This is a genomic window from Rhodobacter capsulatus SB 1003, assembly GCF_000021865.1.
Lineage (GTDB): Bacteria > Pseudomonadota > Alphaproteobacteria > Rhodobacterales > Rhodobacteraceae > Rhodobacter > Rhodobacter capsulatus_B.
Window position 1 is genome coordinate 1,873,871 of the sequence record NC_014034.1, and the last position, 12,328, is coordinate 1,886,198.

The 12,328-nt window shown below is 67.6% G+C and carries 12 protein-coding genes; 10 read left to right on the forward strand and 2 right to left on the reverse strand.

Features of this window, described 5'->3' with window-relative positions; genetic code table 11:
- Positions 1-64 precede the first annotated feature (64 nt).
- Positions 65-1,018, forward strand: coding sequence for an acyltransferase family protein (locus RCAP_RS08610; protein WP_013067460.1), 954 nt, complete (start codon positions 65-67; stop codon positions 1,016-1,018).
- Between the two features lie 239 nt (positions 1,019-1,257).
- Here RCAP_RS08610 and RCAP_RS08615 read toward each other — a convergent pair whose 3' ends face one another.
- Entirely contained in the window at positions 1,258-2,172 is a 915-nt protein-coding gene (locus RCAP_RS08615) for a hydrogen peroxide-inducible genes activator (protein ID WP_013067461.1), read from the reverse strand.
- Between the two features lie 98 nt (positions 2,173-2,270).
- Here RCAP_RS08615 and katG point away from each other — a divergent pair, with 98 nt between their 5' ends.
- From katG to RCAP_RS08640, 5 genes are all read left to right on the forward strand, one after another.
- On the forward strand, positions 2,271-4,439 hold the full coding sequence (gene katG, locus RCAP_RS08620; RefSeq protein WP_013067462.1) for a catalase/peroxidase HPI: 2,169 nt from the start codon (positions 2,271-2,273) through the stop codon (positions 4,437-4,439).
- 196 nt (positions 4,440-4,635) lie between these two features.
- Positions 4,636-4,821, forward strand: coding sequence for a hypothetical protein (locus RCAP_RS08625; protein WP_031321197.1), 186 nt, complete (start codon positions 4,636-4,638; stop codon positions 4,819-4,821).
- Between the two features lie 225 nt (positions 4,822-5,046).
- Positions 5,047-6,864, forward strand: coding sequence for an ABC-F family ATP-binding cassette domain-containing protein (locus RCAP_RS08630; protein WP_013067464.1), 1,818 nt, complete (start codon positions 5,047-5,049; stop codon positions 6,862-6,864).
- An 83-nt stretch (positions 6,865-6,947) separates the two neighbouring features.
- A complete protein-coding gene (locus RCAP_RS08635) occupies positions 6,948-7,202 on the forward strand; it encodes a DUF333 domain-containing protein (protein WP_013067465.1) in 255 nt (84 codons plus the stop codon).
- 79 nt (positions 7,203-7,281) lie between these two features.
- Entirely contained in the window at positions 7,282-8,385 is a 1,104-nt protein-coding gene (locus RCAP_RS08640) for a CaiB/BaiF CoA transferase family protein (protein ID WP_013067466.1), read from the forward strand.
- A 43-nt stretch (positions 8,386-8,428) separates the two neighbouring features.
- On the opposite strand, the gene RCAP_RS08645 is transcribed toward RCAP_RS08640, so the two are convergent.
- Positions 8,429-9,175 (reverse strand): DsbA family protein, encoded by a 747-nt coding sequence (locus RCAP_RS08645; RefSeq protein WP_013067467.1) that lies wholly within the window; start codon positions 9,173-9,175, stop codon positions 8,429-8,431.
- A gap of 149 nt (positions 9,176-9,324) precedes the next feature.
- Here RCAP_RS08645 and RCAP_RS08650 point away from each other — a divergent pair, with 149 nt between their 5' ends.
- From RCAP_RS08650 to RCAP_RS08660, 4 genes are read left to right on the forward strand one after another with little or no spacing between them, the layout of a single operon-like run.
- Positions 9,325-10,464 carry a pyridoxal phosphate-dependent aminotransferase gene (locus RCAP_RS08650; RefSeq protein ID WP_013067468.1) on the forward strand — a complete coding sequence of 380 codons (1,140 nt, stop codon included), beginning with the start codon at positions 9,325-9,327 and terminating at the stop codon, positions 10,462-10,464.
- 54 nt (positions 10,465-10,518) lie between these two features.
- The gene (locus tag RCAP_RS08655) at positions 10,519-11,736 is read left to right on the forward strand and encodes an N-acetylmuramoyl-L-alanine amidase (RefSeq protein ID WP_013067469.1); all 1,218 of its coding nucleotides are present in this window, start codon (positions 10,519-10,521) and stop codon (positions 11,734-11,736) included.
- Positions 11,737-11,764: 28 nt separating this feature from the next.
- Complete coding sequence (locus RCAP_RS19280) at positions 11,765-11,989, forward strand: hypothetical protein (RefSeq protein ID WP_131618302.1); 225 nt, start codon at positions 11,765-11,767, stop codon at positions 11,987-11,989.
- A 39-nt stretch (positions 11,990-12,028) separates the two neighbouring features.
- Complete coding sequence (locus RCAP_RS08660; protein WP_013067470.1) at positions 12,029-12,322, forward strand: DUF485 domain-containing protein; 294 nt, start codon at positions 12,029-12,031, stop codon at positions 12,320-12,322.
- Positions 12,323-12,328 lie beyond the last annotated feature (6 nt).

The window sequence follows — 12,328 nt, forward strand, 5'->3', positions numbered from 1 at the left end:
TGGCGGGCCTTGATCCGCGGCGGCGGCGGCGCTAGGGCAGGGGGATCACAGCTTCGAGAGCCGCATGACCGCCACCGCCGCCAAGACGCAACGCCTGTTCGGGCTGGATCTGCTGAAACTCTTTCTGGCGCTTCTGGTGGTGACGATCCATGCCAACCCGTTTCGCGGCGTCAGCGACGAGGCGATGTGGGCGCTTGGCAATGGTCTGGCGCGGATCGGGGTTCCGGCGTTTTTCGTCGTCGCGGGCTACACCTTCCGTCCCGAGGTGCCGGGGCGCTCGGTCAAGCTGATGGGGCGCTATCTGAAGCTGCATTTCCTCTGGCTGGCGATCTATCTGCCCGCCTGGTGGCAGACGGTCTGGGACCACGGGCTGATCGAATATGCGAAATTCTGGGTCTTCGGCTATTGGCATCTGTGGTTTCTGGTCGGCCTGGCGATCGCGGTGGGGCTGTCGCAGCTGGTCTGGCGGCTTTCCGACCGGGCGATCTGGGCGATTGCGATTGCGGTGCTCTTGGCGGGCTTCGCGCTGCAATGGGCGATCGGCTTCTATCTGTTGCCGCGCGGCTTCTGGCCGGATGCGAAGAACGGCGTCTTGATGGGCTTTCCGTTCTATCTGATCGGCTACATGAGCCGCCGCAGCGGGCTGGTGGCGCGCATTCCCCTGCGGGTGGCGTTCTGGGGCGCGCTGATCGGGCTTGTGTCGGTCGTGGGGGAATCCGAGCTGATGAAGGCGCTTGGCGGCGCGCATCCGCTGGCGCCCGAGACGCTTTTGACCGCCGCCGTCACCGGGCCGCTTCTGGTGGCGCTTGGCGTCAAGGCGCGGGGCTTTCCCGACTGGCTCACGCGGTGGCCCGTGGGCACGCTCTCGGCCGGGATCTATTTCATCCATGTGGGGATCGTGATCTGGCTCAACCACTACAGCTTGCCGCGGGTCGAGGTCTACCTCATCGCCGTCACCGGGGCCGCGCTGATCACGCTGGGGCTGATCCGCACCGGGCTGGACAAGAAGCTGTTCTGAGGGGGGCGTCGGGCGGATCAGGAAAGGCACCGCCTTTCCCCGCCCGTTTCGATCCCGTTGCGGCATGACCGCATCCCCAGGCGCAACAGAGGGCGGCGCCTGCCCCGGCGGGCGAGAAGCGCCCGCCATGGGCGGGGCGGGCGCTGCCCGAGTGCTTTGGGCACTCGGGGGTCACTGCGCAGATGTGCCGCATGACCTCGGCGATGGCCTCGGTCAGATTTGACCCGAACCCGCCGACCTCACGCCTCCCGCGCCCGGTCCCGCAGAGCGGTGCCGATCCTGGCGATCACCGCCGCCACCTCGGTCAACTGTTCCGCAAGCGGCGAGGAGCGGCGCCACACCAGCCCCACCCGCCGCGCGGGCGCAGGCGCGGCCAGACGTGCCACCGACACCGCGGCCGAACGCGTCTCGACCGGCAGCGCGATCTCGGGCAACAGCGTCACCCCGATCCCCGCGCCGACCATCTGCGTCAGCGTGGCCAGCGACGACCCCTCCATCACCGTGCGCGGGGTCACGCCGCCCACCTTGCAAAATTCCAGCGCCTGATCGCGGAAGCAATGCCCCTCTTCCAGCAGCAAAAGCCGCATCTGCGGCAGCGCCTCGGCCGAGGGCACGGGCTTGCCCGCCTCGGTCGCCGGTCGCACCAGCACGAAATCCTCGGTGAAAAGCGGCACCTCGGCCAGCGACGGCTCCGAGACCGGCAGGGCCAGGATCGCCGCATCCAGCTGCGCCTCGGTCAGCGCCGCGATCAGCTTGCCCGTCACCGCCTCGCGCGGGGCGACGTCAAGCCCCGGGTGGCTCTGCACAAGCCCCGCGACCAGGCCGGGCAGAAGATAGGGTGCAATCGTCGGAATGACCCCCAGCCGCAGCCGCCCCGAAAGCGGCCCCTGCGCGGCGCGGGCCAGATCGGAGAGCTCGTCCACCCCGCGCAGGATCGCCCGCACCCGCGGCACCATCGCCGCGCCCAGCGCCGTCAGATGCACCTGCCGCGGCCCGCGCTCGAACAGCGCCGCGCCCATCGTCTCCTCCATCTCGCGGATCTGCACCGAAAGCGCGGGCTGCGAAATCGCGCAATCCTCGGCGGCGCGGCCGAAATGGCCCGTCCGCGCCAGCGCGTCGAAATAGCGAAGCTGTTTCATCGAGAGGTTTATCATAATGAAAAACTATCGCAGGCTTCAGATAATGCAATTGGAATTTATCAAAATCGCCTTCTAGTTTCATCGCAACAGCAACGACCCCAGCGGAGGACAAGATGGACGGCAAGGACAAGGCGACCGGCAAATGCCCGGTGATGCATGGCGCGATGACGGCGGCGGGGGTGTCGAACACCAGCTGGTGGCCGAATGCGCTCAATCTTGACATCCTGCATCAGCATGACACCAAGGGCAACCCGTTGAACGGGTTCGATTATCGCGCCGCGGTCAAGGGGCTCGACGTGGCGGCGCTGCGCGCCGATCTGCATGCACTCATGACCGACAGCCAGCCCTGGTGGCCGGCTGACTGGGGCCATTACGGCGGGCTGATGATCCGCATGGCCTGGCACGCGGCGGGCAGCTATCGCGCGGCGGACGGGCGCGGCGGCGGCAATACCGGCAACCAGCGCTTTGCGCCGCTGAATTCCTGGCCCGACAACGTCAGCCTCGACAAGGCGCGGCGGCTTCTGTGGCCGATCAAGAAGAAATACGGCAATGCCGTCAGCTGGGCCGATCTGATCCTGTTCGCGGGCACGGTGGCTTACGAGTCGATGGGGCTGAAGACCTTCGGTTTCGGCTTTGGCCGCGAAGATATCTGGGCGCCGGAAAAGGACGTCTATTGGGGCGCGGAAAAGGACTGGCTGGCGCCGTCCGATGGCCGCTATGGCGATCTGGCAAAGCCCGAGACGATGGAAAACCCCCTGGCCGCGGTGCAGATGGGGCTGATCTATGTGAACCCCGAGGGGGTGAACGGCCAGCCCGATCCGGCCCGCACGGCGCTGCATATCCGCGAGACTTTCGCGCGGATGGGGATGAATGACGAGGAAACCGTGGCCCTGACCGCGGGCGGCCATACGGTCGGCAAGGCGCATGGCAATGGCGATGCCAAGGCGCTGGGGCCGGACCCGGAAGCAGCCGATGTGACCGATCAGGGCCTTGGCTGGTCGAACCCGCATATGGGCGGCAAGGCGGCGCAGGCCGTCACCTCGGGGATCGAGGGCGCCTGGACCACGCATCCGACGCGCTGGGACATGGGCTATTTCGAGATGCTCTTCGGCCATGACTGGGAGCTGACGAAATCCCCCGCGGGCGCCTGGCAGTGGAAGCCGGTGACGATCGCCGAGGAGGCGAAGCCGCTCGATGCGACCGACCTGACCACCCGCCACGATCCCCTGATGACCGATGCCGACATGGCGATGAAGGTCGATCCGGTCTACAATGCGATCTGTCAGAAGTTCATGGCCGATCCGGCCGCCTTCGACGACGCTTTCGCGCGCGCCTGGTTCAAGCTGCTGCATCGCGACATGGGGCCGAAGGCGCGCTACATCGGCCCCGATGTGCCCGCCGAGGATCTGATCTGGCAGGACCCGGTGCCGCAGGGCCCGACCGGCTGGGACGTGGCCAAGGTCAAGGCGCAGATTGCGGCTTCGGGGCTTTCGGTTGCCGATCTGGTGGCGACGGCCTGGGATTCGGCGCGCACCTTCCGGCAGTCGGATTATCGCGGCGGCGCGAATGGCGCCCGGATCCGGCTGGCGCCGCAAAAGGACTGGGCGGGCAACGAGCCCGAGCGTCTGGCGCGGGTGCTTGCGGTGCTCGAACCGATCGCGGCGGCGGCGGGGGCCTCGGTCGCCGATGTGATCGTGCTGGCGGGCAATCTGGGCGTGGAACAGGCCGCGGCGGCGGCGGGTTTCGCGCTGGAGGTGCCCTTCACCCCCGGTCGCGGCGATGCGACCGCGGCGATGACGGACGGGCCGTCCTTTGACGTGCTGGAGCCGGTGCATGACGGCTTCCGCAACTGGCTGAAGGCGGATTACGCGGTCTCGCCCGAGGAGCTGCTTCTGGACCGGGCGCAGCTGATGGGGCTGACGGCGCCGGAAATGACGGTGCTTCTGGGCGGTCTGCGGGTCATCGGCGCCAATCACGGGGCCAATCCGCAGGGCGTCTTCACCGAGCGTCCGGGCGTGCTTTCGACCGATTTCTTCGTCACGCTGACCGACATGGGGCTGAGCTGGCACCGGGTCGGGGGCGGCTACGAGCTGCGCGACCGCGCCACCGGGGCGGTGAAATACGGCGCCAGCCGCGTCGATCTGGTCTTCGGCTCGAACGCGATCCTGCGCGCCTATGCCGAGCTTTACGCGCAAGACGACGCCGCGGGCAAGTTCGTGACCGATTTCACCGCCGCCTGGGTCAAGGTGATGCAGGCCGACCGCTTCGATCTGCGTGCCTGAGCCCCCCGAAGGCCGGTCGCAGATCCGAAAGGCCCCGCAGCGTGCGGGGCCTTTTGCCTGCCGGGGGCGGCATTGCGTGCCATTGACTTTGCCCCCGCCTTGGCAAAGGTTTTGCGCGCAAGGTGCAAAGGGCGCCTTGCGCAAGCCTCATACCGACCCGAGGGAGGGACCATCCTTGGCCATTTTCGATCATCCCATGCTGCGCCCGCTGCCGATGCGGCTTTTGCCCGTGATCTTTCTTGTCGGCTGGGCCGTGTTCGAGGCGGTGTTCCTGGGCGGCATCCTCTGGCCGATCCTGTTCATCGGGGCGGCGGCCTATTGCTATTACGTGCTGATCCACACCTACACGCCGCCGGGCGAGAAACCCGGCAAGGACGCCTGACGCCCGCTTGCCGCGACATCCGACCGCCGAACCCGGCCCCGCCCCGCGGGACCGGGTTTTTGTGAACCGGGCCGGAAAGACGCGCCGCATCGGACCCGCTCGGGATATCTGGCCAAGGCGAAGGGGCAGTCGGGTCCGCTTTCCCCCGGCCGAACGATCCGGCAGACGGCGGCGGCAGCGCCCCTCCCCGTTGACCTTTTCGCGCCGCCCGGCTAGCGGGAGGACATGGCACGCGCACCTCTTCTTCAGCTTTCCTCGATCTCGCTGACTTTCGGCGGCAATCCCCTTTATGACGGGCTCGACCTGACCGTGCAGGAGGGCGACCGCGTCGCGCTTGTCGGCCGCAACGGCTCGGGGAAATCGACGCTGATGAAGGTGATGGCGGGGCTGGTCGAGCCCGATCAGGGCGCCCGCACCGTGCCCAGCGGCACCCGCGTCGGCTATATGGAACAGGAGCCGGACCTCTCGGCCTTTGCGACCTTGGGCGATTATGCCGCCTCGGGGCTTTCCGAGGCCGAGCGCTACCGTATCGAGATGGTGGCCGAGGGGCTGAAATTCCGTCCTGACGCGCCGGTTGCCACCGCTTCGGGCGGCGAGCGCCGCCGTGCCGCGCTGGCGAAGCTTCTGGCCGAGGCGCCCGAGCTGATGCTGCTCGACGAGCCGACGAACCATCTGGATGTTCAGGCGATCGGCTGGCTGGAAGACTATCTGCGCGACACCCGCACGGCCTATGTGCTGATCTCCCACGACCGCGCCTTTTTGCGCCATCTGACGCAGGCGGTTCTGTGGATCGACCGCGGTCAGGTGCGGCGGCTCGAAAAGGGTTTCGAGCATTTCGAGGACTGGCGCGAGACGCTTTGGGCCGAGGAGGACGAGGCCCGTCACAAGCTGGACCGCAAGATCAAGGCCGAGGCGAAATGGGCGGTCGAGGGGATCTCGGCACGCCGCAAGCGCAACATGGGCCGGGTCCGCGCGCTGCAGGCGCTGCGGGCCGAACGCGCCGGGCAGATCCGGCGGCAGGGCACCGCCCTGATGGAGCTGGAAAGCGGTCCGGCCTCGGGCAAGCGGGTGATCGAGGCGAAGGGGCTGGTCAAGACCTTTGGCGACAAGGCGATCGTCAGGGGCTTCGATCTGCGCGTGCTGCGCGGCGACCGGGTGGCTTTCGTCGGCCCGAACGGCGTCGGCAAGACGACGCTTCTGAAGATGCTGACCGGCGAGCTGGCCCCGGATGCGGGGACGGTCACCCATGGCACCAACCTCGAGATGGCGGTCTTCGATCAGACCCGCGCGACGCTGGATTTCTCGATGACGCTGTGGGACGGGCTGGTGAACGATCCCGAGATGCGGGTCTCGGGCCGGTCCGATCAGGTGATGGTGCGCGGCCAGCCCAAGCATGTCGTCGCCTATCTCAAGGATTTCCTGTTTGACGAAAGCCAGGCCCGCGCGCCGATCGGCTCGCTTTCGGGGGGCGAGAGGGCGCGGCTTTTGCTGGCGCGGATCATGGCGAAACCCTCGAACCTGCTGGTGCTGGACGAGCCGACCAACGATCTGGACGTCGAAACCCTGGACCTGCTGCAGGATATTCTGGGCGACTATGACGGCACCGTGCTTCTGGTCAGCCACGACCGCGATTTCATCGACCGCGTCGCCAGCACCACGATCGCGATGGAGGGCGACGGCCGGGCCACCGTCTATGCGGGCGGCTGGACCGATTATCAGGCGCAACGAGCGCTGACCGCCGCCCCCGCCGCCGCCGCGCCGGAAAAGGCCGCGCCGAAAAAGCCCGCCGAGGCCCCGAAGGAGGCGGCGAAGAAATCCGGCCTGACCTTTACCGAGAAACATCGGCTCGAGGCCCTGCCCGGGATCATCGAGAAGCTCGAACGCGAGATCGGCAAGCTGCATGAATTGCTGTCGGACCCCGATCTCTTCACCCGCGAGCCGGTGAAATTCGCCAAGGCCTCGGACATGCTGGGGGAACGCGAAGCGGCGCTGGCGGCGGCCGAGGAAGAATGGCTGCTGCTGGAGGAAAAGGCCGCCTCCTGATCCCGGCCGGATAATCACCGCTGGCTCCGGCACGGGCTCTGTGGGATGCTGGCCGCACCCGTCCCGTGTCATGTGAGGTCGCGATGAAATACCTTCCGCTGCTGCTGCTTGCGCTTGCTGCCTGTACCGAAGCCACCCCGCCCGCCGACAAACCTGCGGGCCTGGCCAATCCGGCCTCTGTCTTCTGCGTCGAACAGGGCGGCGAGGTGCTGCTCAACGACATGACCCCGGGCGGCGATGCGACCTGCAAGCTGCCCGATGGCCGCAAGGTCGGCGAATGGGAATATTTCAACGAACATCACCGCCCCGAGCCCGCGGCACCGGCTGACGCAGCGTAACGCTTCCCCTTCACCTTGCTGCAAATATCCTGCGGGGGTCCGGGGGCGCAAAGCCCCCGGCCTTTTCACGGGGGATTGCATGACCACGGGCCCACTCACCGGACTGCGCATCGTCGAGATCTCGGGCCTTGGGCCGACGCCCTTCACCGCGCAGCTGATGGCCGACATGGGGGCCGAGGTGATCCGCATCGCCCGTCCGGGCGCCCGGGGGGCTGCGGCGCATGTGCTGGGGATGGCGGTCGATCCGCTTGACCGCGGCCGCGACGTGCTGGAGCTGGATCTGAAATCCCCCGCGGATCAGGCGGTTGCGCGTCAGCTGATCCTGCGCGCCGATGCGCTGATCGAGGGGATGCGGCCCGGCGCGATGGAGCGGCTGGGTCTTGGCCCCGACGCCTTTCCCGAAAACCCGCGGCTGGTTTACGGCCGGATGACCGGCTGGGGCCAAAGCGGGCCGCTGGCGCAGACCGCCGGGCATGACATCAATTACATCGCGCTTTCGGGGGCACTTGGCAGCATCGGCACGCCCGAGACGCCGGTTCTGCCGCTGAACCTTGTCGGCGATTTCGGCGGCGGCGGGCTTTACCTGGCCTTCGGGATGCTGGCGGCGATCCTGCAGGCGCGTGCGACCGGTCAGGGCCAGGTGGTCGATGCGGCGATCACCGACGGGGTGGCGCATCTGATGGGGATGATTTCGGGGCTGGCGGGGCAGGGGCTCTGGTCGGCGCCGCGCGGCGGCAATCTGCTCGATGGCGGCGTGCCCTATTACACCACCTATCGCTGCGCCTGTGGCGGGCATTTCGCCATCGGCCCGCTGGAGGATAAGTTCTGGGCGGAATTTCAGCGCCTTGCGGGGTTCGCCCCGGGCGAGCTGCCCGACCGGAAGGACCGTGCGACCTGGCCCGCCCTGCGCGCGGCGCTGCAGGCGCGGTTTGCCGAACGCAGCCGGGCAGAGTGGGAGAGGATCTTTGCGGGCTCGGATGCCTGCGCGACGCCGGTGCTGAACCTGCAGGAGGCCGCCGCCCATCCGCACAACCGCGCCCGCGGCGCCTATCTGACGCATGAGGGGCTGACCCAGCCCGCCCCGGCGCCGAAGCTTTCGCGCACGCCCGGCGCCATCGGGGCGGGATCGGCGCAGACCCGGATTTCGGCCGAAACGGCGCTCGCGCGCTGGGGGGCGGATTGAAAAAGGGGGCCGAAGCCCCCTTTGAAAACGCAAGCTGACGCGATCAGCCGCGTTCGTCGGCGACGATCTGCGCCATCACCTCGGCGGGGGCATAGCCGCGCAAGAGCTGCCCGCCCACCACAAAGGCGGGCGTGCCCGCAATCGCCATCCGCTCGGCCAGCTGCGCATTCGCCCGCAGCACCGACGTCACCTCTTCGGAGTTCATCTGCGCCAGCACCGCCTTGGCGTCGATCTTCTGCTCCTCGGCCAGTCGTTGCAGACTGTCGAGCGTGATGTCGCCGCGCACCGCCATCAGCGCGTCATGCACCTTTTCATAGGCCGCGTCGCCCGCCACCTGCCGCGTCGCCACCGCGAACCGCGCCGCCAGCACCGACTGATCCGACAGGATCGGGAATTCCTTGACCACGAAGCGGATCTTGCCGTCCTTTTTCAGCACCTCGTCGACGACCTCATAGGCCTTCTTGCAATAGGTGCATTTGTAATCGATGAATTCGACCATCGTCACGTCGCCTTCCGGGTTGCCGCCAACCCAGTCGCCCGCGAAATGAAAGATGTCATCGGCGTTCGTCTGCACCAGGACCTTGTCATTGTCGGCCTGCGCCGCCTGCTGGCGTTCCTCGAGCTTGTTGATCGCCTCGACCAGAACCTCGGGGTTTTCCATCAGATAGGCTTTCACCGCCTCGCCGAAGCGGGCCTTGTCCGCGGCACTCATCGCCGAAAGATCCAGCGCGGCGGCGGGCGTGCCAAGAACGGCGGCCATCGTCAGGGCGGCAAGGGAGAGGTGTTTCATCGTGGTCCTTTCAGGGCCGTATCAGATCGGCGCGAGAGTGGCCAAAGCCCGCCGCCTGCGCAAGGGAAAAGCAGACCGGCCTTGCCGGTTTCGCCATTGACCCGGGCCGCGCGCGGGCCTATGGCCGCCGCCAAACCACGGAGGAAGCGATGCGTTTTTCGAACCGGGGACAGGTCGATCCCTTCATCGTGATGGATGTGATGGAAGCCGCCCGCGCGGCCGAGGCGGCCGGTCGGCACATCATCCATATGGAGGTGGGGCAGCCCTCGACGCCTGCGCCCGCTTTGGCGCGGCAGGCGATGGCGGCGGCGCTGGAGCGGGAGAGCCTGGGGTACACGGTGGCGCTTGGCCTGCCCGAGCTGCGCCGCGGCATCGCCGATCTTTACCGCCGCTGGTACGGCGTCGATCTGAACCCCGATCGGGTGGTGGTCACGCCGGGCTCTTCGGGGGCCTTCATCCTGGCCTTTTCGGCGCTCTTCGATGCGGGCGACCGGGTGGCCTTGGGCGCGCCCGGCTATCCGAGCTATCGGCAGATCCTGCGTGCGATGTCGGTGACGCCGGTCGATATCCTGACCCGGGCCGAGAACCGCTTCCAGCCCGTGCCGTCCGAGATCCCGGCCGATGTGCAGGGGCTGATCGTCGCCTCGCCCGGCAATCCCTCCGGCACGATGCTGGGCCGGGCCGAGCTTGCCGCGCTGATGACGGCCGCGGCCGAGCGCGATCTGGCCTTCGTCTCGGACGAGATCTACCACGGGCTGCATTACGAGGGCCGCGCGGTCTCGGCGCTGGAAATCGGCGACGAAGCCTGTGTGATCAACTCTTTCTCGAAATATTTCTCCATGACCGGCTGGCGGCTGGGCTGGATGGTGGTTCCCGAAACCCATATCCGCACCGTCGAGCGGCTGGCGCAGAACCTGTTCATCTGCCCGCCCCACGCGTCGCAAATCGCCGCCCTTGCCGCGCTGGAGGCGACCGAGGAGCTGGAGGCGAACCGGGCCGTCTATGCGGCGAACCGGGCGCTGATGCTGGACCGGCTGCCGAAGGCGGGCTTCACGAAAATCGCCCCGCCGGATGGCGCCTTCTATATCTATGCGGACGTGTCCGACCTGACCACGGACAGCCGCGCCTTTGCGGCGGAAGTGCTGGAAAAGGCGGGGGTTGCCGTCACGCCGGGGCTTGATTTCGACCCGGTGCGGGGCGCCACCACCTTGCGCTTTTCCTATGCCCGGGCGACGGCGGATATCGAGGAAGGCCTCGACCGGCTCGCCCGTTTCATGGCGAACCGCTGAGCGGGATTCCCGTGCCGGGGCGCTTGCGCTATAGTGGCGAAAAACGGAGCAGGCATGGCACGGATCTTCCTCGTTCTCGCGGCGCTTTGGGCGCTGGCGGTCCCCGCATCGGCGCAAGGGCCGCAGCTTTCGGCGCTGGCCCGGCTGGAGCCCGCGCGCACCAGCGTGGCCCAGCCCTCGGCCTTCGTGACCGAGGTGACGCTGGGCCTGAGCCAGCCGGTGCCATTCCGCGCCTTCCTGCTTGACGCCCCGCCGCGGCTGGTGGTCGATTTCCGCGAGGTGGATTTTTCCGCCGCCAATCCAAAGGATTACGCGCAAAAGGGGCTTTTGGGCGAAATCCGCTGGGGCGCCTTTCGGCCGGGCTGGTCGCGCTTTGTCGCCGAGCTGACCGGGCCGGTGCGGCTGGTCTCGGCCGAAGAGCGCACGGGCGAGACGCCGAACCTGCATCTGGTGCTCGAACGGGTCGAGGCGGCGGATTTCGTCGCCCGTGACGGCGCCGCGCAATCGGCGCTGTGGGATCTGCCGCAGCCTGCGCCCACCGCCGCGCCGCATCGGCGTCAGGACGGATCGGCGCCGCTTCGGGTGGTGCTGGACCCGGGGCACGGCGGGCTGGACCCCGGGGCCGAGGCGGATGGCTATTCCGAAGCCGTGCTGGTGCTGACCTTCGCGCGCGAGCTGAAGGAGGCGCTGACCCGGGCGGGCATCGAGGTGAAGATGACGCGCGAGGAAAACATCTTCGTGCCGCTGGATGCCCGGCTGACGCTGGCGCATGAGTTCGGCGCCGATCTGTTCCTGTCGCTGCATGCCGATGCCCTGCCCGAGGGCGAGGCGATGGGGGCGACGGTCTATCTGTTCGACGAGACCGCCTCTGACAGCGCGGCGCAGAAACTGGCCGAGCGGCACGACCGCGCCGATTTGCTCGCGGGGGTCGATCTGGCGGGGCATGACGATGCGGTGGCGGGCGTGCTGATGGATCTGGCCCGGACCGAGACGCAGCCCCGCGCGGTGCGCTTTGGTCAGGTGCTCTCGGGCGCGATCAAGGGCGAGGGGCTGCGCATGCACCGCCATCCGGTGCAGGGGGCGGATTTCGCCGTGCTGCGCTCGCCCGACATTCCCTCGGCGCTGCTGGAACTTGGCTTCATGTCCTCGGACATCGACCGGGCGCGGCTGCATGACGAGACCTGGCGGACGCAGATGGTGGCGGCGATCACCGCGGGGGTGCAACGCTGGGCCAAGGCCGATGCCGCCGAGGCACGGCTGTTGCGGCAGTAACCCGGCCCGGGACGGCATCCCTGTTGCAATGCAGCAAATGCATGGCCGAATCGCGCCTGGCGCATGGGTGACGATTTGTCGCGGCCATGCCGTTGGAATTGCTCAAGTTTTGGGCAGCAACTTTGCGGCTGTGCAAAAAGATGTTAACATTTTGCAAGGTTTTGCAACATTTTCGACGGGTTTCGGCGGGGGCATCGCGGTGGCCGCGCAAGAATCTTTCGCTGCGCTGCCGCGACGCTTTGCAGATCATTAACGCGGCGATACCGAGACCCGTCAAAATGAGGAGGACGGGATGACACCCATGCATGAGAAGATCCTCGCCAAGCCCGAGTTCAAGGCGCTCGTGGCCCGGCGGAACCGGTTTTCGCTGACCCTGACGGCGCTGATCTGCGCCGTTTATGTGGCTTACATCGGCTTTGCGATCCTGCGGCCCGCGGCCTTTGCGGCCCCGCTTCTGGGGTCCTGGAGCATCGGGCTGATCGCCGGTTCCGGCGTGCTGGCGCTGTCCTTCCTTCTGACCGGCCTCTATTCGTACCGCGCCAATGGCGAGTTCGACCGGATGCTGAAATCCGTCCTGCGCAACTGAGGCCGA